Annotated in this window: 16 protein-coding genes, 2 tRNA genes and 1 other annotated feature; of the genes, 15 read left to right on the top strand and 3 right to left on the bottom strand. The window is 38.7% G+C overall.

Features of this window, described 5'->3' with window-relative positions; all coding sequences use genetic code 11:
* Positions 1 to 13: 13 nt before the first annotated feature.
* Positions 14 to 2548 carry a DNA gyrase subunit A gene (gyrA, locus tag ACNQFZ_RS11535; protein WP_458411494.1) on the top strand — a complete coding sequence of 845 codons (2535 nt, stop codon included), beginning with the start codon at positions 14 to 16 and terminating at the stop codon, positions 2546 to 2548.
* A gap of 154 nt (positions 2549 to 2702) precedes the next feature.
* Positions 2703 to 3794, top strand: coding sequence for an HD-GYP domain-containing protein (locus ACNQFZ_RS11530; RefSeq protein WP_458411493.1), 1092 nt, complete (start codon positions 2703 to 2705; stop codon positions 3792 to 3794).
* A gap of 286 nt (positions 3795 to 4080) precedes the next feature.
* On the opposite strand, the gene ACNQFZ_RS11525 is transcribed toward ACNQFZ_RS11530, so the two are convergent.
* Positions 4081 to 5064 (bottom strand): YaaC family protein, encoded by a 984-nt coding sequence (locus ACNQFZ_RS11525; protein ID WP_458411492.1) that lies wholly within the window; start codon positions 5062 to 5064, stop codon positions 4081 to 4083.
* Between the two features lie 135 nt (positions 5065 to 5199).
* Here ACNQFZ_RS11525 and guaB point away from each other — a divergent pair, with 135 nt between their 5' ends.
* From guaB to ACNQFZ_RS11495, 6 genes are all read left to right on the top strand, one after another.
* Positions 5200 to 6663 (top strand): IMP dehydrogenase, encoded by a 1464-nt coding sequence (gene guaB, locus ACNQFZ_RS11520; RefSeq protein WP_458411491.1) that lies wholly within the window; start codon positions 5200 to 5202, stop codon positions 6661 to 6663.
* A gap of 107 nt (positions 6664 to 6770) precedes the next feature.
* The gene (locus ACNQFZ_RS11515) at positions 6771 to 8156 is read left to right on the top strand and encodes a D-alanyl-D-alanine carboxypeptidase family protein (RefSeq protein WP_458411490.1); all 1386 of its coding nucleotides are present in this window, start codon (positions 6771 to 6773) and stop codon (positions 8154 to 8156) included.
* Positions 8157 to 8366: 210 nt separating this feature from the next.
* Positions 8367 to 9254: a pyridoxal 5'-phosphate synthase lyase subunit PdxS gene (pdxS, locus tag ACNQFZ_RS11510; RefSeq protein ID WP_458411489.1), complete on the top strand. Its 888-nt coding sequence runs from the start codon at positions 8367 to 8369 to the stop codon at positions 9252 to 9254.
* Between the two features lie 109 nt (positions 9255 to 9363).
* Positions 9364 to 9954, top strand: a complete 591-nt coding sequence (gene pdxT, locus ACNQFZ_RS11505) for a pyridoxal 5'-phosphate synthase glutaminase subunit PdxT (RefSeq protein ID WP_458411488.1) — start codon at positions 9364 to 9366, stop codon at positions 9952 to 9954.
* 37 nt (positions 9955 to 9991) lie between these two features.
* Positions 9992 to 10218, top strand: a binding site (T-box leader).
* A gap of 154 nt (positions 10219 to 10372) precedes the next feature.
* Complete coding sequence (gene serS / locus ACNQFZ_RS11500) at positions 10373 to 11659, top strand: serine--tRNA ligase (protein WP_458411487.1); 1287 nt, start codon at positions 10373 to 10375, stop codon at positions 11657 to 11659.
* A gap of 202 nt (positions 11660 to 11861) precedes the next feature.
* The gene (locus tag ACNQFZ_RS11495) at positions 11862 to 12755 is read left to right on the top strand and encodes a DUF6448 family protein (RefSeq protein WP_458411486.1); all 894 of its coding nucleotides are present in this window, start codon (positions 11862 to 11864) and stop codon (positions 12753 to 12755) included.
* 85 nt (positions 12756 to 12840) lie between these two features.
* Here ACNQFZ_RS11495 and ACNQFZ_RS11490 read toward each other — a convergent pair whose 3' ends face one another.
* Both ACNQFZ_RS11490 and ACNQFZ_RS11485 read right to left on the bottom strand, forming a co-directional pair.
* Entirely contained in the window at positions 12841 to 14286 is a 1446-nt protein-coding gene (locus tag ACNQFZ_RS11490) for an ATP-binding protein (RefSeq protein ID WP_458411485.1), read from the bottom strand.
* Positions 14267 to 14971, bottom strand: coding sequence for a response regulator transcription factor (locus tag ACNQFZ_RS11485; RefSeq protein WP_458411484.1), 705 nt, complete (start codon positions 14969 to 14971; stop codon positions 14267 to 14269). Before ACNQFZ_RS11485 ends, ACNQFZ_RS11490 begins: the two co-directional genes overlap by 20 nt.
* 173 nt (positions 14972 to 15144) lie before the next feature.
* Here ACNQFZ_RS11485 and ACNQFZ_RS11480 point away from each other — a divergent pair.
* The 7 genes from ACNQFZ_RS11480 (at position 15145) to ACNQFZ_RS11450 (ending at position 23445) form a co-directional block, all read left to right on the top strand.
* A tRNA-Ser gene (locus ACNQFZ_RS11480) sits at positions 15145 to 15237 on the top strand.
* A 154-nt stretch (positions 15238 to 15391) separates the two neighbouring features.
* Positions 15392 to 17476 carry a copper amine oxidase N-terminal domain-containing protein gene (locus tag ACNQFZ_RS11475; protein WP_458411483.1) on the top strand — a complete coding sequence of 695 codons (2085 nt, stop codon included), beginning with the start codon at positions 15392 to 15394 and terminating at the stop codon, positions 17474 to 17476.
* Between the two features lie 126 nt (positions 17477 to 17602).
* Positions 17603 to 17675 (top strand) — tRNA-Arg (locus tag ACNQFZ_RS11470).
* Positions 17676 to 18257: 582 nt separating this feature from the next.
* Positions 18258 to 18968 carry a hypothetical protein gene (locus ACNQFZ_RS11465; RefSeq protein WP_458411482.1) on the top strand — a complete coding sequence of 237 codons (711 nt, stop codon included), beginning with the start codon at positions 18258 to 18260 and terminating at the stop codon, positions 18966 to 18968.
* Positions 18969 to 19654: 686 nt separating this feature from the next.
* Positions 19655 to 20728, top strand: a complete 1074-nt coding sequence (locus tag ACNQFZ_RS11460) for a GerAB/ArcD/ProY family transporter (RefSeq protein WP_458411481.1) — start codon at positions 19655 to 19657, stop codon at positions 20726 to 20728.
* 9 nt (positions 20729 to 20737) lie between these two features.
* Entirely contained in the window at positions 20738 to 22285 is a 1548-nt protein-coding gene (locus tag ACNQFZ_RS11455; RefSeq protein ID WP_458411480.1) for a spore germination protein, read from the top strand.
* The gene (locus ACNQFZ_RS11450) at positions 22267 to 23445 is read left to right on the top strand and encodes a Ger(x)C family spore germination protein (protein WP_458411479.1); all 1179 of its coding nucleotides are present in this window, start codon (positions 22267 to 22269) and stop codon (positions 23443 to 23445) included. Before ACNQFZ_RS11455 ends, ACNQFZ_RS11450 begins: the two co-directional genes overlap by 19 nt.
* Positions 23446 to 23693: the final 248 nt, after the last annotated feature.

Below are 23693 nucleotides of genomic sequence, written 5' to 3'. Positions count from 1 at the left end.
AGGAGGAGCCTAAATGTCGGAAGAACGTCAATCAATACAAGAAGTGAATTTAAGCACTGAGATGAAGACATCCTTTCTGGATTATGCCATGAGTGTTATTGTTTCCCGTGCTTTACCAGATGTAAGGGATGGCTTAAAGCCAGTGCATCGAAGAATTTTGTTTGCAATGAATGAGTTGGGAAATACATCAGATAAGCCACATAAAAAATCTGCCCGTATTGTCGGTGATGTTATCGGTAAGTATCATCCACATGGTGATTCTGCGGTTTATGAAGCGATGGTACGGATGGCACAGGACTTTAACTTTCGTTACATGCTGGTGGATGGTCACGGGAACTTCGGCTCTGTTGACGGTGACCCCGCAGCGGCGATGCGTTATACGGAAGCACGGATGTCAAAGCTCGCAATGGAATTGTTGCGGGATATAAACAAAGACACCATTGATTATCAGGATAATTACGATGGCTCTGAAAAAGAACCAGTTGTCATGCCAGCTAGATTTCCTAACCTTTTAGTGAATGGTGCCTCAGGGATTGCTGTAGGTATGGCTACGAATATTCCACCACATCATTTAGGTGAGGTTATTGACGGTGTGCTGGCTATCAGCAAAAATCGTGATATTACCATTCCTGAATTGATGGAAATTATTCCTGGTCCTGATTTTCCAACAGCAGGTCAGATCTTAGGCCGGAGTGGTATTCGTCGGGCTTACGAAACAGGTAGAGGCTCGATTACCATCCGGGCCAAATCCATGATAGAAGAAAAACCAAATGGAAGGCAATCCATTATCATTACAGAGATTCCGTATCAGGTGAATAAAGCAAAGCTAATTGAAAAGATTGCTGAGCTTGTCCATGATAAGAGAATTGAGGGGATCTCTGACTTACGTGATGAATCAGACCGTAACGGAATGAGAATTGTCATTGAAGTAAAACGTGATGCTAATGCAAATGTGCTTTTAAACAATTTATATAAACATACAGCATTGCAATCAAGCTTTGGTATTAATATGCTCGCACTAGTGGACGGTCATCCAAAGGTATTAAATATCAAGCAAATGTTAAGTCATTACCTTGATCACCAAGTCGTGATTATTCGCCGTCGTACGGAGTTTGAACTACGCAAAGCGGAAGCACGTGCCCATATTTTGGAGGGCTTACGAATTGCCCTTGACCATATAGATGAGATTATTTCCTTAATCCGCAGTTCACAAACAACGGATATTGCAAGGCAAGGTTTAATGGACCAGTTTAACTTATCCGAGAAACAAGCACAAGCCATTTTAGATATGCGTTTGCAACGTTTAACAGGGTTGGAGCGGGAGAAAATTGAAGAGGAATATCAAGAGCTTGTGAAGCTAATTGCTGAATTAAAAGCAATCTTGGCAGATGAAGAAAAAGTGCTTGAGATTATCCGTGAGGAATTAATTGAAATTAAAGAACGGTTTTTTGATGAGCGCCGTACGGAAATTATCTCTGGAAGCTTTGGCGATATTGAGGATGAGGACTTAATTCCAGAATCAAGCATTGTCATTTCGCTTACCCATGCAGGTTATATTAAGCGATTACCGGCAGCTACGTATAAGAGCCAAAGAAGAGGTGGACGCGGCGTCCAAGGAATGGGAACAAATGAAGATGATTTTGTTGAACATTTGCTTTCCACTTCTTCACACAATACGATCTTGTTCTTTAGCAATAAAGGAAAGGTATATCGTCTAAAAGGCTATGAAATTCCTGAATACAGCCGAACAGCGAAAGGGATTCCAATTATCAATTTGTTAGAAATTGAAAAAGATGAATGGATTAATGCCGTCATTCCTGTTGAGGAATTTTTGGATGACTGGTACCTATTTTTTGCGACGAAACATGGCGTAGTCAAACGTTCACCACTCTCCTCCTTTGGTAATATTCGTAAGGGCGGACTAATTGCTCTTTCTTTAAGAGAGGGCGATGAAGTGATTTCTGTCGGTCTAACAGATGGTCAAAAAGAGATTATGATTGGCACGAAGAATGGGATGTTAATTCGTTTTAATGAGACGGATGTCCGTTCTATGGGCCGATTAGCGACTGGCGTGAAAGGCATCAGCTTAAATGAAGATGATTTTGTCATCGGCATGGAAATTATCGACGGAACAGAGGATGTTCTCGTTGTTACCCGCAATGGATATGGTAAACGAACTCCATTATCGGAATACCGTATGCAGAGCCGTGGTGGAAAAGGAATTAAAACGTGTAATATAACTGATAAAAATGGGCCATTGTCTGCAGTTAAAGCAGTAACTGGCGAAGAGGATTTAATGTTAATTACGGAAAGTGGCATTGTGATCCGCATGGCTATTGATACGATTTCAATTACAGGGCGCAATACCCAAGGTGTTAAATTAATGCGTCTTGATGAAAATGGAGTTGTTTCTACCGTTGCAAAGGTTGAGCGGGAAGAAGATGATGAGAATCTATTGGATGAGGAAGAGGTAAATCAGGAAGCAAATCAAGAGGAGCATCAAGAATTAAATCTAGAGGAAACTCCAGAATCTGATCAAGATGAATAACAAAGTTAGAGACTAACCATTACAGTGTCTGGCATCCGTCTATTTTCAATATGTAGTCTTGGTAGGAATGAGCCAACTATTTATTGCATAGAGGGCCAGACTCTTTTCTATTTTGGCTTATTTTTTATATTCAGTTTTAGAGGAGAGGCAATATATGAAAGTTCATACGAGCCAATTAATCGAAGGTTGTATATTATCCGAAGATGTCTTTTCACTTACGAATAGTCCAATTGTTCCAAGAAGAACAATACTGTCTGCTAAAACAATTGAAATTATTAAAGCATTTTTAATAAAAGAGGTAAAAGTTGAGCCTATCCTAGTTACGGGCGAGCGGTTCAAGCCGAGCGGGGATATTCTTGAGGAAGCTATGGAGAAGGAAGAAGCCAAGCAAGAGAAAGAGCAAGGATTAGTTGAGGTCTACTTAAAGGCTGTGCAAAGCTATAAAAAAATTTTTAACGGCTGGATGTCGGGAATCCCTGTTGATATGCCAGCTGTTAGGTCAATCATTGTGCCTGTTATCGAAAAGGCGCTAGAGGACCCTAAAGAGATTCTTTCACTGCACCACTATTGCACAGCTGATGAATACTTATATCATCATGCAGTGGCTGTTGCAGCCTTTTCAGCCATGTTAGCGAAACGTCTTAACTTCTCTATGGGGGATTGTATTCAAATCGGGATTGCCGGCGCCCTAAGCGACTGTGGGATGGCCAAAATTCCTTCGAGGATTATAAATAAAAAAGGCTATTTAACAAAGGAAGAGTTTGATGAAGTGAAAAGGCACCCTATATACAGCCTTTTCCTCTTAAAAGATATTAAGCTGTTGAAAGAGGACGTAAAACGGGCAGTCTTTCAACACCACGAACGAATTGATGGCAGCGGCTACCCAAAAGGGGTAAGGGCCGACTCTATTTACCCTTATGAACGGATAATTTCTGTTGCTGATGTCTACCATGCGATGACTTCAGAAAGAATATACAGAAGTAAGCAATCACCATTTAAAGTTTTGGAGTCTATTTTACAAGACCAATTCGGTAAATTTGATATAAAGGTTATTCAAGCATTGACAAGGCTTATCGCAAACTTCTCTTCAGGCACAAAGGTTCGTTTGTCAAACAATGAGGTTGGCGAAATCGTCTTTGTTGAACAAAAGGCGCCAACAAGACCAATGGTCAGATTAGAGCAGTCCGGGGAAATCATTCAACTTATAAATCAACGTGGCTTACATATTGAGGAAATCATTCACTAGAAATATTACTTCCGCTATTCCATTAGCTAATTATTGTTCCCTAACACTTTATTGATTTCATCAGCCGATTATTGTGACCTATCTTGATTGGACAACGTAAAAAAATAACGGTTAGAAGGGAGCCAAGTTTTTATGCGGACAAACACGAAAATAGTCTCACTTCCCTGAAATACCTAGATGTTTTTTCGTGTCCGTATAAAAACTTGCAATACTAAACACAATGGATTGTCCAATCACAATTGGGAACAATAATTGGCTGATGAAATTTTTGCATTAGGTAATATTATTACATTTTAGCCTGCAAGTAATGATAAATTAAGTAAGGAATTTTATGGTACGTTACATTTAAAAATTGTTCCATGAATGGATAATCAAGGTTATCGAAACTGTGCAGCCGTTCACTCCACCACTCTGTTTCGTATCTGCTGATCATGCTTAAATTGTAAAGCAGCAAATAGTGGGTCATGATTTCAGGCAAGGCTTGGAATTGTTCCTTTTCGATTGGGAGGTGGAGTGAATTTTCAAAGCAGTTATATTGTAATGGCGCACAATCATTAGGATTAATGCTATGATGACATTGTACCTGAATAAAGGCAGGCTGCTTTTCATTCCAAGTTTCTTTTTCAAGCCATTGCGATTCAAAAGGTAATTCTTTTTCAAGAAAACTAGCGAACCTTTCAATTGTCATATGTAAATGATCCAAGATGCCTGTTGGTATAAAAAGAATCTTATCTTCTATTCCAGCAACTTTATAACTTGGCTGTTTTTCTAAACTTACTTGAAAGAGGTGGTTTAATTCAGGGATGCGTGCCAAAAGAAAATCCATTGTGTATTTTTCAGCTTCTAGATGTCGTTTCACATGAAACACTTTCTCGGCCATATGTGTAAATAGGCCGTTTTTTTGAACCTTTACCTCATCGTTTAAAAAATCATAGTTTCTTTTTTTTCTTTTACGTGTTGTAACACCATGTGCAAGTACAGTGGAGGATTCAGGGTAGGCTGGGTCTACAGTGAGTAAACATGCCTTCAGAAGCTGAACCATTCCATAAAACAAGAGGATGGGTTTAATAGATAAGGGCGCATTGTTTGAAAGCTGATAATAGCTTTTACCATGATCTAAATAGTAGATGAATGGATAACAGTTTTCATAGCTCTTTTTTTCAGAGTCCTCTATATTTATTTGTTTGTAGCAGTGCAAAAGGTATTTTTGGACGTTTATTGAGGAATAAAAGATTGAGAAGGATTCCCAAACAGAATTCCAAGAGCTCATAGTTAAACCTCCAAATTACAAAGTAATATAAAATTTTCGATAAAATAATTGTCGTTCCTTGACAGTATTCTATCCAATTGTTAAGCTAACTAATAATATTTTTAGGAAAATTCATAAGAGGGAGAAGATTGTACGATGTGGGAAAGTAAGTTTAATAAAGAAGGATTAACATTTGATGATGTCTTGTTAGTACCAGCACATTCTGCCGTATTACCACGAGATGTTGAAGTGAAGGCGGTACTATCTGAGACTTTAAAGTTGAACATCCCCCTAATTAGTGCCGGTATGGACACAGTTACAGAAGCGGATATGGCAATTGCGATTGCTAGACAAGGTGGCCTTGGCATTATCCACAAAAATATGTCAATTGAACAGCAAGCTGAGCAAGTTGATAAAGTAAAACGTTCTGAAAGTGGCGTTATTACAAATCCATTTTATTTAACACCCGATCATACAGTATCCGATGCAGAACAATTAATGAGCAAATTTAGAATTTCCGGTGTACCGATTGTTAATAATGAACAGGATGTAAAATTGGTCGGCATTTTAACAAACCGTGATCTTCGTTTTATTCAAGATTACTCCATTAAAATTGACGATGTAATGACAAAAGAAAACTTAGTGACAGCACCTGTTGGTACAACACTTATTCAAGCGGAAAGTATTCTGCAAAAGTATAAAATTGAAAAATTACCGCTCGTGAATGAAGAAGGAACATTAAAAGGATTAATTACAATCAAAGATATAGAAAAGGTCATTGAATTCCCAAATTCAGCGAAGGATAGCCATGGTAGACTATTGGTTGGAGCCGCTGTCGGTGCAACAGTAGATGCCTTAATGCGTGTAGAAGCATTGGTAAAAGCCGGTGTTGATGCGATTGTCCTAGATACGGCTCATGGACATTCTCAAGGGGTTTTAAATAAAGTTCGTGAAATTCGCGATGCATATCCAAACTTAAATATTATCGCCGGAAACGTAGCAACAGGGGAAGGTACGAAGGCATTAATTGAGGCTGGTGCTAATATTATAAAGGTTGGTATTGGTCCTGGTTCTATTTGTACAACTCGTGTCGTTGCCGGTGTTGGTGTACCACAAATTACAGCAGTGTATGATTGTGCAACAGAGGCTAGAAAGCATGGTGTTCCAATTATTGCCGATGGTGGTATTAAGTATTCAGGGGATATCGTGAAGGCACTTGCTGCTGGTGGCAATGCTGTTATGCTTGGCAGCATCTTTGCAGGTACAACTGAAAGCCCAGGGGATACTGAAATCTATCAAGGACGTCGCTTCAAGGTATATCGTGGTATGGGCTCAGTCGGTGCTATGGAAAAGGGAAGTAAAGACCGTTACTTCCAAGAAGAAAATCAAAAATTTGTTCCTGAAGGAATTGAAGGACGTGTTCCATATAAAGGTCCTCTTGCCGATATGATCTATCAATTAGTGGGCGGACTTCGTTCTGGTATGGGCTATTGTGGTGCAAAAGACCTTGAGACATTACGTGAAACTAGCCAATTCATCCGAATGACTGGTGCCGGTTTACGTGAAAGCCATCCACATGATGTTCAAATCACAAAGGAATCACCAAATTATTCCGTATGATATTACAATTAATTCCTTTTTAAAACAGAGGAGCTTTTCCTCTGTTTTTTTTTATTTAAATTTGATAGAATAGCCGTTGTGGTTATTTAACTTTATGTAATAGAACTATGCAATATGTGGAGGGATATGATTTGAAAAAACGTATAAGAAACAAAAGTTTCATATATAGTTTGCTTGCACTCTTTTTATTTACGACAATCTTTGCGAATTTCCCTACTAAAGCGAGTGCTGTCGAACTAGGACTTCAAGCAGAAGCTGCTATTTTAGTCGACGGAAATTCTGGAAAAATTTTATACGAATTGAATCCAGATATGACATTACCTCCAGCAAGTATGTCAAAAATGATGACAGAGTATTTATTGTTAGAGGCTATTCATAGCAAGAAGGTTAGCTGGGATCAAGAAGTATCTATTGATGATTATGTTTATAAAATCTCACAAAATACAAAGCTATCAAATGTTCCGCTTCGGAAGGATATTAAATATACAGTAAGAGAACTGTATGAATCAATGGCAATCTACTCAGCTAATGGCTCAACGATTGCTCTAGCAGAAACGATTGCAGGATCAGAAACAAACTTTATTCAAATGATGAACAAGAAAGCACAAGAACTTGGCATGAAAGATGCAAAATTTGTGAATGCCACTGGTTTAAATAATAAAGATTTACAAGGGATGTATCCGAAAGGTACAACCGAGGATGAAGAGAATATGATGTCACCACGGTCTGTTGCTACCCTTGCCTATCGCTTAATCAATGATTACCCAGAAGTGTTGCAAACTGCGAGCATTCCCTTCAAAAAGTTCACAAAAGGGATTGATGGTGAAGGTATCAGCATGTTGAACTGGAATGCCATGTTACCTAACATCCCAGGATATTTACAGCAATTCGCATATCAAGGTGTAGACGGCTTAAAGACGGGTTCTACGGACATGGCAGGCTATTGCTTTACAGGAACTGCAAAACGTAATGGAATGAGATTAATCAGCGTTGTAATGCGTACAAAGACACAATATGCGCGTTTTGAAGAAACTAAGAAGCTATTTGATTATGGATTTAGTAATTTCGTAGAAAAAGAGCTTTACCCTGCAGATTACCAACTTAAAAAACAAAATGTTTTAAAGGTAGAAAAAGGGAAAGAAAAGAAAGTAGAAATTGCTACAAAAGATGCTTTGAAAACTGTCGTAAAGTCAAATGAAGAAGAGCTTTATGAGCCAAAACTAGTATTAGACAAAAAGGCTCTTACTAAAAATGGCACACTAGAAGCACCTGTGAAAAAGGGTCAAAAGGTTGGCTACTTAACATATGAATATAAAGGTGAAAATAATTATGGCTATTTAGTTGATAATGGTGGCGTTCATGAAAAGGTTGCTGTTGTCACGGGGTCAGCTGTAGAAAAGGCAAATTGGTTTTCGTTAACAATGAGAGCAATTGGCGGCTTCTTTGCTGATATTTGGTCAAGTGTAGCTGGCGGTATTAAAGGCTTATTCTAAAAAAAAAACTCCAACATAAACCATAAATTCAGATGGGGAATATTGAGTATTCCTAGTTGAATTTATGGTTTTTTTTATACTTTTTGAAAATTAAAATAGGAATTTTCGACATTTTAGGTTAAAATAATGGATAGGCCTTTATTTGTACATGATAAAATAAAGAAATAAAATTAAACGTAATAACTACATACATTTAGGAGGAGTTTTTAAATGTCACAAAATATTGGAACAGAACGAGTAAAACGCGGGATGGCTGAGATGCAAAAAGGCGGCGTTATTATGGACGTTGTTAATGCAGAACAGGCTAAAGTTGCCGAGGCTGCTGGAGCTGTAGCTGTAATGGCCCTTGAGCGTGTACCAGCAGATATTCGTGCAGCTGGTGGAGTTGCCCGTATGGCTGACCCTACAATCGTTGAAGAGGTTATGAATGCGGTATCGATTCCTGTAATGGCAAAAGCTCGTATCGGCCATATTGTTGAAGCACGTGTTCTTGAAGCAATGGGCGTAGACTACATTGACGAAAGTGAAGTTTTAACACCTGCTGATGAAGTTTATCATATTAACAAGCGTGAATATACAGTACCATTTGTTTGTGGATGCCGTGATTTAGGAGAAGCATTACGTCGTATCGGCGAAGGTGCATCTATGCTTCGTACAAAAGGTGAGCCAGGAACAGGAAATATCGTAGAGGCTGTACGTCATATGCGTATGGTACAAGCACAAATTCGCCAGGTTGCTGCGATGTCAGAAGATGAGCTAATGGCATATGCGAAGAATATTCAAGCTCCATTTGAATTAGTTCTTCAAATAAATCGCGAAGGCAAACTTCCAGTTGTAAACTTTGCTGCAGGCGGTGTGGCAACACCTGCTGATGCTGCATTAATGATGCAATTAGGTGCAGACGGCGTATTCGTTGGTTCAGGTATCTTCAAATCAGATAATCCTGAGAAATTTGCCCGTGCAATTGTAGAAGCAACTACACATTATCAAGATTATAAATTAATTGCTGAGCTTTCAAAAGGCTTAGGAACAGCTATGAAAGGTATTGAAATTTCTTCATTACAACCAAGCGAGCGCATGCAAGAACGCGGTTGGTAATTAGAAAAGCGGAGGCGACTGCTTAGCGACGAAAAAACTGGAGCTGGCCGAATGCAATCCTTGCAGATTGTATTATTTATTTTCGCAACAACAAAAGGAGTAATGTTACATGGTTAAAATAGGGGTTTTAGCTCTGCAAGGGGCTGTAAGAGAACATATTCGTGCACTTGAAGCAGCGGGTGCTGAGGCTGTTCAAATTAAAAGGGTGGAACAATTAGCAGAAATTGATGGCCTAGTATTCCCCGGCGGAGAAAGCACGACCATGAGACGTTTAATAGATAAATATAGCTTTTTTGAACCATTAAAGGAATTCGGAAAAAGCGGCAAGCCAATCTTTGGTACTTGCGCCGGACTGATTTTAATGGCTAATAAACTTGCTGGACAAGAGGATGCCCACTTAGGATTAATTAATATGACAGTAGAGCGTAATGCTTTTGGGCGCCAAGTTGACAGCTTTGAAGCAAGCTTAATGATTACTGATGTTGCTGATGACTATATTGGTGTGTTTATCCGCGCACCAAGAATACTTGAAGTTGGCAATGATGTTGAAATCATTTGTAAACATCAAGGTAAGATTGTAGCTGTAAGACAGGATCATTATTTAGCTTGTTCTTTCCATCCAGAATTAACGGACGATCATCGTATGCATGAGTATTTCGTGAAAATGGTGGAGGCTGCAAAGGAAAAATTAGCTGTATAATTAAGGATATTATGTGGTAAAATATAGGTATAATAAATGAACAGTGTTGACGGGAATTAGTAGCAGTATTTCTTTTTCAAAGAGAGTCGGTGGTCGGTGGAAACCGATAAAAGAGTATTGTGAATCCATCCCTGAGCAAAATATTGAACGGCTTTTTCGGCTCAGTAAATATTTTCGGTTTGATACCGTTATGATTGTGAGTGGAAAGAAGGCAATGTCTTTTTTCAATCAGGGTGGCAACGCGGGTTAACTCTCGTCCCTTATTATGGGGACGGGAGTTTTTTATTTGGAAAAGTGGAGGCTCCGTTTAGCGAAGTTTACTAGTCGCTGGGCGCTGAAGCTAGATAGGGAAATAGTAATACATGCATTAGCTATTTATACTTTCACATTATAGTTAATATATAAGGAGGAAGAAAAGATGCTTGATATGAAATTTTTACGAGAAAATTTTGCGGAGATTAAAGAGAGATTGCAATGCCGTGGGGAGGATTTAGGCGATTTTGGCCGTTTTGGCGAATTGGATGCACGTCGTCGCGAGTTGATTGCAGAAGGTGAAGAGCTGAAAAGTAAGCGTAATGAGGTTTCAAAGCAGGTTTCTGTTTTAAAAAGAGAGAAAAAGGATGCTGACCATCTTATCACCGAAATGCGTGAAGTCGGTGACCGCATCAAGGTGATTGACGATGAGTTGCGTACTGTAGAAGAGGATTTGCAGCTTTTATTATTATCCATCCCAAATGTTCCACATGAAACAGTGCCTGTTGGCGACTCTGAAGACGATAATGTTGTTGTCCGTAAATGGGGCGAGATTCGTGAATTTTCCTTTGAACCAAAGCCACACTGGGATGTTGCTGATGTGCTTGGGATTTTAGACTTTGAAAGAGCAGGAAAGGTTACGGGCAGTCGTTTTGTATTTTATAAAGGCTTGGGTGCCAGACTTGAGCGTGCCCTTATTAGTTTCATGATGGATTATCATTCTGACAATCATGGCTATGAAGAGATCATTCCGCCTTATATGGTTAATCGGGACAGCATGACTGGAACAGGTCAGCTTCCTAAATTTGAAGAGGATGCGTTTAAAATTGCCGGCCAAGATTACTTTTTAATTCCAACTGCGGAAGTACCGGTTACAAATATGCATCGCGATGAAATTTTAGATGGTGCGGATCTTCCAATTGCCTATTGTGGATACAGCGCTTGTTTCCGTTCTGAAGCAGGGTCTGCTGGCCGCGATACACGCGGGTTGATTCGCCAACATCAGTTTAATAAAGTCGAGCTTGTCCGCTTTGTTAAACCAGAGGATTCTTATAATGAATTAGAAAAACTAACAGGCCATGCTGAAAAGATTCTTCAGCTATTGGGCTTGCCATATCGCGTGATGAGCATGTGTACAGCTGACCTTGGTTTTACTGCAGCGAAAAAATATGACATTGAAGTTTGGTTGCCAAGTTACGACACTTATCGTGAAATTTCTTCTTGCAGTAACTTTGAGGCATTCCAGGGAAGACGTGCCAATATCCGTTTCCGCCGTGAGCCGGGAGCAAAGCCTGAGCATGTTCATACATTAAATGGCTCAGGGTTGGCAATTGGCCGTACAGTAGCAGCTATTTTGGAAAATTACCAACAAGAAGATGGCAGTGTCGTGATTCCAGAGATTTTAAGACCTTATATGGGTAATGTTGAAGTAATGAAGCCAAAAGAAAAATAAGAATGTAGGGAGAGAGGGATTCTGGTTTGAATCCCTCTTTTAATTTTAAAGAAATCAGACCATTTTCCAAAAAAGAACAGAGTAACAAAAAAGTTCACAATTAGTTCAAATCCAGTTCAAAATGTAATCCTAATATAAAAGCATAGTCAATCACACCAATAAACAAAAGGATGGATTGGGCAAATTATTAGGAGGTACAAAAATGAGAGCAAATATTTTCAAATGGAACGTGAAGAAATCAGTAGGGGCATTTATAGCAGCAGCGGCTGTAGTTGCGATGATACCAGTATCAGCCAGTGCCCATTGTGATACTATGGATGGTCCAACAGTAGCGGACGCTTATAAGGCGTTGGAAAATGATAATATCAATTATGTGTTAAAATGGGTGCAGCCAAAATATGAAAAGGAAATAAAAGATAAATTCGATCTTAGTATGAAGGTGAAGGATCTAAGCCCGGAAGCCAAGGAACTTTCTGAGCAATACTTTTTCAGTGAGCTTATTCGAGTTCACAGAGCAGGGGAAGGAGCGCCGTTTGATGGATTGAAACCTTCAGGAACACCTATAGATGAAAAAGTATTGGCTGCAGATAAGAGTATTGCACTTGGAAATCTATCTCCATTAGAAGGTCTGGTAGAGGAGGAGAAAATGCCTGAGCTTAAAGAAAGATTTGAAAAGGTAATGAAATTAAAGGATTACGATGTAAACAACCTTGAGGCTGGTAGAGAATACATCGAAGCCTATGTAAGCTTCTTTAAATTTGCCGAAGGTGAGGAAGAAGGCCATCACGAAGCAACAGGTGCTCATGGCGAAGTTGATGCTCACGGAGTAGTAGAAACTCATGGTACGGTTGATTCCCATGGAGCAGCAGCTGTTCAAAGTGATAAAGCTGTCCATAAAGCTACCAATGTCAAAGTAAAAAAAAGTTCAGTAAAAAAAGAACATTCAGTCGTTACCTATAAGGTAAAGTCTGGTGATACACTTTCAAAAATTGCATTGAAGTATCATACAACTTACCAAGAGATTCAAAAAGCAAACAAGATTGTTAACCCACACCGCATATACCCTGGGCAATCATTCATAATCCCAGGTAAATAATAACTAGAATAAGTGGATAGAAAAAGGAAACCTATATAAATTAGGTTTCCTCTCTTTGAGCTTGATGTGGACATTTTTGTCCACATTAAACGGTTTTTAAACTAAAACAAAAGCTGGATCCTTGGTTTACTGTACTTTCAACCCATGCTCTGCCATCTAAACGTTCAATAATTTCATGGACAAGTGCCAATCCTAGTCCTGCCCCCTCCTTTGATAAAGAGCGATCCTTATCAACCTTATAAAATCTTTTCCAAACATTTTGAAGCTCTTCTGGTGCAATACCAACTCCAGTATCAATGACATGGACTTGAACATTATCATGGTCAGTGACAACCTTTACCGTAATGCTGCCATCCTCCGGGGTAAAGCGGATGGCATTGGTAATGTAATTAATGAGAACCTGCTCAACTAAATCTTCGTCTCCAAGAACAGTTGGCACTGTAGTTGGAATGTCAGTTTTTAAATCAATAAAACGATCTTCGGCTAAAGGAATAAGCTTTAAAACGGTCCGGTTTATAATATCTGAAAGCACTATTTCCCTTTTATTACATTTCATTTGGCCGGATTCAATCCGTGATAAATCTAAAAGACTATTAACTAGACGATGCAGTCTTATAGTTTCTTTTAAACTTATTCTCAGGTATTTATTTTCTTGTTCTTTACTAGTAATGATTCCATCCAACATAGCCTCTAGAAACCCACGAATGGATGTAAGAGGGGTCCGAAGCTCGTGTGAGGCATTTGCGACAAATTCACGCTGCATTCGTTCCATTTCTGCTATTTTATTTTTTTCATTTTCTAAATCCTGCAATGATTTATTTAGGGCCTGTCTCATATTATTAAAGGTATCAGCTAATTTTCCAATTTCATCAGAGGAATGTACCTTCGGTTGTTGTGTGAAATTTCCCTTTATCATTTCTAGGGAGCATTCTGTTATTTCATTAATCGGTTTTGTAATGGATTGTGAAATGAAATAACTGACAAATGCCACAATGATTAATGATATGGCTCCCGCGAATATAACAATTTTCAAGGCTTCAATAACACTTAGTGTAATATCTGATAGAGGATTGCAGACAAAAGTGACGCCTACGACTTGATTATTCGCTAGGATAGGAACTGCAACTGACAGGACAGGATCATCGATATACTTTGTAAATCCGTGGCTGGTAATGATCTCACCCTTTAAGGCCTTTTTTAACTGATCTGATTTAGGTTGTAAATGTTCCTTAATGGATTGATTCTTTAATTCACTAACGAGTTCTCCATTTTTATCGACAATCCATATCTTTGAGGAATTCACTTGATTATACTCATTAACGATTTGGATTACTTGGGTAAAATTGCTTTCCTGGAGATAGGGGCTCAAAATTTGCGACATTTTTTCACCCTGAGTAATTAACTGTTGTTCCTTTTCATTAAAGTAATAACTCTTAAAGAAAAGGTAAAAAAATAGGATTGCAATCATGATACTTAGAACAGTTATTAAAACATATGTTTTCAATAGTTTACTAAATAAAGTCTTTTTCATTTTTGATGACCTCAAACTTATAGCCAACACCCCATACAGTTTGAAGGTAGGAATAAGGCTGACCGTTTTCAATTTTTCGACGTAAACGTTTAATATGAGTATCCACTGTCCGTGAATCACCCAAATAAGCATATCCCCAAATTTTATCTAACAATTGATCTCTAGTAAAAACATGGCCAAGATTGCTTGAGAGCAGCCATAATAACTCTACTTCCTTTGGTGTTGTGATAATCTTTTCTCCCTCCACAATGACCTCATATTTTGAAAGATCAATGAGGAGATTAGGGAATTCTAAAGTTTTATTTTGGCTTCCTTCTGGTTTTGATCTTCTCAAAATTGCCTTCACTCTAGCAATAATTTCACCGGGTGAGAATGGTTTTGTTACATAGTCATCTCCACCTAAATTTAAACCAAGAATTTTATCAGATTCTTCACCTTTTGCTGAAAGAATAATGATAGGGGTATCCATAGTCAGTCTTAGTTCCTTTGCTACCTGCCACCCATTTTTATAAGGAAGCATAATATCCAGTATAATTAAGTCAGGGTGAATTTGATTAGCAACTTCTAATGCCCGTAATCCATCCTCAGCTGTACTTACTTCAAAGCCTTCAGCCTCTAGATATAATTTTAGAAGCTCAGATACATTTTCTTCGTCATCGACTACTAAAACCCTTTTTCTACTCATTTATTCATCTCCTTGAAACGATAGCTAACCTATTGAGCTTATTTCTTAAAATTGAATTATATAACTTTTGAAAGCGTAAGGAAGTGATGGACATCAAATTTTAATAAAAAATGCCCGTTTTTGTAGGTTTGACACAAAATCGCTTTTATGCTATATTTATTATTGTCTTACACGGAGGAATACCCAAGTCTGGCTGAAGGGATCGGTCTTGAAAACCGACAGGCGGGTTAAACCGCGCGGGGGTTCGAATCCCTCTTCCTCCTCCATACAAAAGAGCCTAAATCGTTGCCTTTTGGTAACGATTTTTTTATGCGTATTTTTTTCTTCTTTGAGTTAAACCGTAATATCCATGAAATCTATTTGTAATAATAGAATGGTAGAATTTAGTGGTTAATAGTGTTAGTAGGGGAGGTAATTTTTTTGAATAAAAAGATCATGACAGCAATGATTTCAACATCGTTTGCGCTGAATTTATTTTTGCCAAATGTGCATGCTGAAGAAGCAATTGCTGAAGTGAAGGGTCCAGTTCCGGTTGTTCTAGATAAGGGACCTATTGTTGAAATGAAGGATGCGAAGGTTACAATTAATGGACAAGATATTAATTTCGACGTTCCACCGGCAATGAAAAGTGGCAGAACTTTAGTACCACTACGGGCAATATTTGAAGCGATGGGTGCAGCCGTTACATGGGATGGTGCCACTCAAACGATTTCAGCCGTAAAAGATGATAAATCTATTAATCTAACAGTCAACTCAACTATTGCCAAAAATGGCGAAGAGGAATTGCAGTTAGATGTTCCGGCAACGATGTATAAGAATCGGACACTTGTACCACTACGTTTTGTTGGAGAAGCGTTCGGGGGCACAGTAACATGGGATGGCGCGACAAGAAGTGTCAGCATTACAATGGATGGGAATCCAATTATACAACATCCTGCTACGGTCTACCTAAATGATAAGTTGCTAGACTTTGGAGAATTTATGCCAGTTTTAAAGAATAAAACGGCCTTTATTCCAATTGAGTCAGTTTTAGATAATCTAACAAACAATGAAATATATTGGGAACGAAACGGTAGAAACATTTACGTTGAATTTGATGGTAAAGTCATGAATTTTTACGTAGGTGAAAACTCTGTCATTATCGACAACGTAAGAGTTGAAATGGGAAAACCGTTAATCGAGGAAAACGGTCAGGTACTAGTGCCGACTGACTCCTTTGCCAAAATTCTTGGAGGCTACTCCTACTATAAAGAAGATACGAATGAAACATTAATATATATTAATAGAGCGAAATTCCTCCACGATTTTCTAACAAAAGAGAAATCAACATTTGCCCAACCAACAAACGTTGTTAATACGAAATATGTAGGCACACGTAGAATAATGGTAAGCGATAATCCAGAAAACTTAAATAGCCGAACAGTACCTGAAGATAATGAAACACTTTGGCAGGATGAAGTCAAGACAGCTGAAGGCTCAATGGATCATCGTGTATTTGGTTGGCACATTAATGAGTTTGACCAAAATGTAAATGTCGGTATTACCATTGAGAACCTCTCAAAAACGAACGAAATTGAAATAGTCGGCCTAAAGGGAACAAGCCGTCAAACGCCTAATACATGGGTGAATTATGATGTTGGCTTGCCTTTAGCAGAAAAATCATTAAGTGGAAAAATAACAACAGTCAAAATGACTAGCCCTGTAGTCAATTCAGGGGAAAACGCGTTAATGAAATCATTTGAATTAAAGCAAGCCAATACAATTGGTTTTCAGTATGATTTCACGGTGAAAAGAAAGTCAGGTACTGGTGAATTAAATTATAAAATTAGAACTGTAATTAGTAAAAATGGTGAGGATTTAGCAGCAATTTTGAATAACCCAGTTCCTATTGATGAAAAAGCCCGCCATCCAAGAGGGGTATGGAGCAGTTCACAGCTACAAACCGAACTAACACCATATAAAGTAGGCGACGCCGAAACTGCTTATCAGATCTCTAATGGGGTAACAGATAATCTAATGACGCCTGAAAGTGGACTTGGCGACACGACGCAAATGATTAGAAACCCTGGCCATTATGGTGCCTCTTATATTGTGAAAATCCCAATTGTTAACGAAACGGGAGAGCCAAAGACTGTTAGATTAAGAATAGGTGCCCGTGGCGGAATCTACAATGGTGCAGTGAAAGTGGATGGCAAGGTTTATTTGACACCAACCTTGATGCCATTGACAGAGGTAGCCAATCTCATCGATTATGTAGCAAAAGAGAAAAACGGGATGATTGAACTTGAAATCATGCATGCCGGTGGATCAGCGTTGCCAATGGTCATTGATTTGCTTACAGTTGAAGAGCAACAACAAGAACCAGAACTACCAGATTCACAGGATTTAGGGGAGCAACAAGACCCTGAGGGAGTACAAGATTCAGAGAATGGACAGACTACCGAGGGTGTACAAACTTCTGAGGATTCACTAGATACACAGCAAGTGCAAGGAAATGTGCAGTAGTTTTGGTTGAGATAAATAAGGAAGTAAGCCCACCTATCTATGCTAATAGGGAAGGTGGGTTACTTTCTGCACTTTACTTTTTTGTCATACTTGATATAATTTATAAATGGACATAATTTTATACATGGCTCCGTAGCTCAGCGGATAGAGCGTCGGTTTCCTAAACCGTGCGTCGGAGGTTCGATTCCTCTCGGGGCCGCTAACTAAACCCTTGCCTAGCAAGGGTTTTTTTCTTTTCATTGAAGTTGAATTCGGTTTAAAAACAGGATTTGGGGACGAATTGGGGACAAAAGTAAACAAATCAGTTTAGATTAAACTAAATTTTACTAATAGGGCCAAAAGAAGTGATTAGCTTTGAGGTATGGGTTAGATGAACAATAAAGGCCTATTGTGCACTAAAAATTGTTGTAAACATCTAATGTATTTTCTAATTAATCACCAAAATGTTAATCCATTTTGGTAAAATAAGCGTACAGTTTGTGAAGTTTTAGACTTAAATTTGGTTAGATAAAATAATCTGTGATATTCCTGACATGAATGATGAACAAATAGATCTGGTAGAAAATTTGGACTTATTAGAATTAGAAGGATATATAGAGGTACTTATTGATGAGGGGGAAGAGTACCTAGTAGAAGATGAAACCATTGAAGCTGATAATCCAGCTGAAATCCTACTGTAATTTTTATGGGGTATCGGAATTCATTTTTTGATACCCTTTTTTATTTTTTATAATCTATAACTTTATTATAATGTAAAATTAAGGAAGAAGGGGGGAGTGATTTGGATTATATAGAAATGAGTAAGGAAAAGTTTGTTCAAACCATTAACGAACAAATTGATATATTGTATCAACGTTCCGGCATTAAAAAGATGGTTTCTATTTTCATAGATAAATATCCTAAGGATGTGTTTGTTAATTACCGAGAGACTGAATCCTTTGAAAATCATCTCTTGGATTGTCTTTGTTTTTCTAAAACGGCGAATCAAGAAAGTTATTTTGATGAGTATAAAAGGATAGGGACTTTATGTATTTCTCTTGAAAGAAGAAAAATAACGGGGAATTATTATTCAGGGGCTTTTGTTGAAGCATTTAATCAACTCTTAACGTTGTTTATTAAAGAAAAATTCATCAAGGATGAATTAATAGGCTCCTTTATTGTTTGGGGATTGTTAAGGAAAATGGCGATCGAATGTATTTCTAATAAATTCTTATTATTCTATGGTGATTCTTTAATGCGTTTAGAAACTTTAGCTGTTGAAGGTTGTTATAAATGGTATTACGAAAATCAGAGTCGTGGTTTAATTGAGTATGAGTATTATCTCTTCTTGTATTTTCTAATGGACAAAAATAAAATAAGCCAAAACATAATCACCGAAGCGGAAAAGTTATCCGAGTTTCTTACAAAGTATGAAAAAGAAAATGAGTCGGTAAAGTTCGAAAATGAGTTGGAATGCTTGGGGTGCAGATTATTTTCTATCCATCTAAGTTAATGCACATAACGGTTCAGCTCATGGGTTTGAATACTTTATTCATAACAGTTTGCCTGATACATCGAGAACAGCATTAATTTGGGACATTATGCATGAAGAGGTTCTCAAGGTAAATAACTTACATAACCGTGGCAAAAAAAGTCCAATTTCCATGTACTGCGAGAATCCAGAATGCTAGCTGTTATTAACAGAGAACGGATTTATTGCTCATCAAGCGATGCCCAAAAACTAAGGGACCCGAATTGACGGCAAGCACGCGTTTAATTTGAAGAGAAAATCGTCTAATCTGAAAAGCAATATGGCTATTAAACGTGTAATTGTTGACGATGTACAAGTAGGGGCTTACGCAGAAAAAAATGTGTTGAGAACTGTACAACGCAACCTGAGAACTGCACAAAGGATTATTATTAAAAATGTGTAGTTTAGTTTGGAAAACAGGTGCCTGACTACGAGTACGTTAAAGTTTATCAAACTGGATAGCCATGATGGATGAACAAAAAAAAACGCTAAGCCTTTGATCATGGCTTAGCGTTTTTTTCTTGCTCTAAGTTGGTCCGACTGGTATAAGCCGGACTCAAAATGTGCTAGCTTACGGCTTTAATGTCAGATGAATAGAACGAAGTTGTTGAGGGAAAATTATAGCTCATGATGTTTCCATTCCCAATTGTTGGATTTGAGGTGAATTTTTGCCTAAGATTACGCCAATTCAGTCATACATAATTATTATGCTTTCGGTTGGATTGATGAACCACGTTATTATTGGCCCGTTACTGCTAGGAGCATCCAAGCGAGATGCCTGGCTTGTAGTGCTTCTTGTTTTTGTCGCTTCACCTGTTTGGATTGGTTGCTTGAACTACATCATTCAAAACATGAACAATCAACACGTTAAGAAGTGGCTAGATCAGCACTTTGGAAAGTTTTTATCTGCAATCTTAGTTATTATTTATAGTTTGTTATTATGGCTTATGGGCTTTATTTCCTTAAAAGATACTCTAACATGGACAATCGCATCATACTTGCCTCAAACACCGATACTAGTTCTTGCGGGAACAACACTTGTTGCATGTTTCTTTGCTGCCTTTCAAGGACTCCGTACAATCGCAATTGTGAGCGGGATAATGTTGCCATTTGTTCTTATTCTGGGTCATCTTGTGGCGATTACAAATTTTCAGTTTAAAGATTATACCCTGCTTTTTCCTTTGTTAGAAAACGGGACAGCTCCATTATGGAAGGGTGTTCCTTACGTTGCCGGTGGATTGCTGGAGTTGTCTTTGTTGATGTTGATGTTTCAGCATAAGTTAACAAAGAAACCTGGATTTAAAAGTTTAATGTTGATGTGCCTCATCCTTACAGGGCTTACGTTAGGACCATTGATGGGTTCGATTGCGATATTCGGCCCTGATGAAGCGGCTAACCAGAGATACCCCCCTTACGCTCAATGGAGAATCGTTAGACTGGGAGAATATTTGGAGCATGTCGATTTTTTTTCGATTTACCAGTGGCTATCTGGTACATTCATTCGTGTGTCCCTTTCCCTCTATCTCATTGGGGAATTATGGGATTTACAAAAATGTAGATGGTTACCTCTATTACTTGTCGCATTCGCTATGCTTGCTGCCATTTTGCTGCCGATTAGCGACATGGCTTTTCTAGACCTGTTAGGAAGATTTTATTTTCCTTCATTTTGTATCTTTACAGTAGGGACCTTGATCCTGTATGTCAGTCGAATTTTCATCTCAAGAATTAGCCAAAAGGAGTGACCAGCTAGAATGAATAAACTATTCCGACGAATGATAAGATTATTTGGAAATCAGGGTGCAGAAAGCAAGAGGCCATCGCCTAATACAGAGGTAACAGTCTTGCAACCGCTTAATGAACAATCACTAATCCAACACTTTAAAATGTGTCAAGATGTTAAGCACCATGTTTACAAATTAAAACCTAATGATGAACAATCGAGAATCCTATTGATTTATTGTGAGGGTTTAAGTGACAACCAAACGTTCATTCATGAGACAGTGCTTCCTCATTTGACCCGATTTTATGAAAACAATGGTTTTCATTTTCATGAGGAAATTGCAGAGTCGAGCCAACTACAATTAGAGTTCGTTACTCTTGAGGAGTGGGAGCAAACGGCCGAAACGGATATTTTTGAAGGCAAACTGCTTTTGTTTATTCCGACCCTACATTCCTTATTCTCTCTCGATATCTCAAAAAAACCGGCGCGAAATCCGGAAGAATCCAGTATTGAGGTCTCGGTACGGGGCCCAAAAGATGGATTTGTGGAAGAACTGGGAGTCAATGTGGCGTTAATTCGGAAACGAATCAAATCAACCAGCATGGTTTATGAAACGAAAAAAGTAGGCGTTCGCACGAAAACAACCGTTGCAATTCTATACATGTGTGACATTGTTGATCCTAAGATTGTTCAAGATGTAAAGAATAAATTAGATGATCTTCACATTGACGGAGCGTTTAGCGCCACTCAGCTAGAAGAATTAATGGAACCGACAAAAGCATTGTTTCCTTTGATGGGGTATACAGGCAGACCAGACTTTACCGTTAGCTGTATGCTAAATGGCCGTGTAGCGTTGATTGTGGATGGTACACCGGCTGCCTTAATCGCGCCAGCCAATTTGTTCCTGCTCCTGAAAACACCTGAAGATATCCACTTTACTGCTTTGTCGTCTACATTTGGTCAAACGCTTCGTTTACTCGGGATTTTTTTTTCACTGCTGTTGCCTGCATTTTGGGTTGCCATTCTTTCCTATCATCAAGATCAACTGCCCTATTATCTACTTGCAACATTGGGGATTAACCGGTTGGGAATCCCTTTTGATGTAACAGTTGAAATGTTAATTGTACTTATCTTCTTAGAAATATTGCGGGAAGCAGGTGTCCGACTCCCTTCTGCAGTCGGATCTACGGTAACGGTTGTAGGCGGACTTATACTGGGGGATGCGGCCATTCGTGCAGGATTCTTATCCCCTGGTATTGTTGTCATCGGAGCAATTACACAGATTTTTGGTTCAACTTTATCGAGCCTTTCATTAGCTGGAACAATTAGTATTTTACGCTTCTTTCTTTTCATTCTGTCTGCCATGCTTGGCATTTATGGCTTCTTTCTTGGATTATTTATTGTGCTCAGCCATTTAGCCTCATTGCGTTCATGCGGCTTGCCTTACTTGGCCCCGATATCACCTCCATTTAAAGACTTTGCCAACGCTTTGTTCCGATTACCTTGGCAATGGCGAAACACACGACCGGACATGTTGAAGACACGAGATTCTACAAGGCAATGGGACAGGCAAAAATGAGGAGATATAAAAGTATGGTTGCACTTCTCCTCCTCCTCACCCTTACCGGGTGCTGGAGCAGATATGAAGTGCAAAACATGAACTATGCAACGGCTGTTGGAATTGACTATGTCGATGGCCAATACACCATATATGTGCAATTGCTTGATTTCTCGACAGTGGCAAAGCTGGAGGGGCAGCAAAAAGCGGAGCAGCCCCCGGTTTGGGTGGGAAAAGGCGAAGGTTCCTCGTTTACAGAAGCGGCAAATGATTTGTATAGTACATCACAACAGCGCTTAAACTGGGGACAAATCTCTGCCATCTTGTTCAGCGAGAGATTGATGAAGGAAAACAAAGTCGGAGAAGTGCTGGAATTGATCAACCGTTATCGTGAAATAAGGTACTTGGCCTGGCTGTTCAGTACGAGAGAGCCTCTTGAAGAAATCTTGCTGGCAACACCATATTTTAGATTATCGCCAAAGGCATCAATTCTTCTCAATCCCGAGCAAAATTTCAGACAGCGTTCTATCCTTGCTCCGGTCCGCCTGCAACAATTTGTACTGGACTCACACGAAAAGGCTAGAACCAGTTATATACCGGAATTATCGCTTCGCAAAGGTCAATGGCAGGAAAGTAATAAACCAAAAGAGCTTCTTAGGTATTCAGGCATACAAGTATATGAACTAGGCAATTATTATGCACGAATGGATCTTAAGGATCTGTCTGGATTGCCCTGGCTAAGTACTCACACGATCCGAGTGCCTCTTGATTTGTTTACCGAAGTGAAGCTTGCTGCTGTTCTTGTCGCAGAAAAACCCGAGTATGACGTGACCCCGATTGTAAAATTGGACAAAGCATTTTTCGACATTTCTGTTAATGTGAAAGCCGGAATCAATGAATTGCATACTGACCTTACTGAAAAGGAAATCACACAAATGGCTCAGGAAAAAATAGAGGAGCAAATCCGTAAAACGTATCAAACAGCTTTTAAAGAGGGTATAGATATTTACAATTTGGGCGAATCTTTGTATCGCAAACATCCACATCAATGGAAACACATTGCCACAGGAAAACAGCAACTCGTTTTAAACCAAGATTCCCTGCGTCATGTAAATGTTGAGGTGAATATTGTTTACCCTGGAAGATATAAATTACATGAACATGGGGAATTCACCTCGTGATTCTGGTAAGGGAAATTATTGCCCCCACCCTGCTTCTTCTGCTTAGCGTTGAAGAAGCAGGGTTTTTGTATCCAAAAAATAGTTTAACGTTGTAAATCCGCATTTTCCTGACGCTACCCCATATAGAAAATAATGGACTTTATTAAAGGCCATTTTCAAATCAATGATGTTTTTAAAGTTGCCTAGAGTGGGTATTGTAGCTTTTGACTTCGGAAAAGTTATTTTTGTTCAAATATCAAAAGAGAGTG

It is taken from the genome of Schinkia acidoalkalinis (genome assembly GCF_054301215.1).
This window is presented reverse-complemented; position numbering and strand designations above follow the sequence as displayed.

Coding starts and splice junctions, on each gene's coding strand:
- gyrA (WP_458411494.1), top strand. CDS start 14: ATGTCGGAAGAACGTCAATCAATACAAGAAGTGAATTTAAGCACTGAG.
- ACNQFZ_RS11530 (WP_458411493.1), top strand. CDS start 2,703: ATGAAAGTTCATACGAGCCAATTAATCGAAGGTTGTATATTATCCGAA.
- ACNQFZ_RS11525 (WP_458411492.1), bottom strand. CDS start 5,064: ATGAGCTCTTGGAATTCTGTTTGGGAATCCTTCTCAATCTTTTATTCC.
- guaB (WP_458411491.1), top strand. CDS start 5,200: ATGTGGGAAAGTAAGTTTAATAAAGAAGGATTAACATTTGATGATGTC.
- ACNQFZ_RS11515 (WP_458411490.1), top strand. CDS start 6,771: ATGCAATATGTGGAGGGATATGATTTGAAAAAACGTATAAGAAACAAA.
- pdxS (WP_458411489.1), top strand. CDS start 8,367: ATGTCACAAAATATTGGAACAGAACGAGTAAAACGCGGGATGGCTGAG.
- pdxT (WP_458411488.1), top strand. CDS start 9,364: ATGGTTAAAATAGGGGTTTTAGCTCTGCAAGGGGCTGTAAGAGAACAT.
- serS (WP_458411487.1), top strand. CDS start 10,373: ATGCTTGATATGAAATTTTTACGAGAAAATTTTGCGGAGATTAAAGAG.
- ACNQFZ_RS11495 (WP_458411486.1), top strand. CDS start 11,862: ATGAGAGCAAATATTTTCAAATGGAACGTGAAGAAATCAGTAGGGGCA.
- ACNQFZ_RS11490 (WP_458411485.1), bottom strand. CDS start 14,286: ATGAAAAAGACTTTATTTAGTAAACTATTGAAAACATATGTTTTAATA.
- ACNQFZ_RS11485 (WP_458411484.1), bottom strand. CDS start 14,971: ATGAGTAGAAAAAGGGTTTTAGTAGTCGATGACGAAGAAAATGTATCT.
- ACNQFZ_RS11455 (WP_458411480.1), top strand. CDS start 20,738: ATGAATAAACTATTCCGACGAATGATAAGATTATTTGGAAATCAGGGT.
- ACNQFZ_RS11450 (WP_458411479.1), top strand. CDS start 22,267: ATGGGACAGGCAAAAATGAGGAGATATAAAAGTATGGTTGCACTTCTC.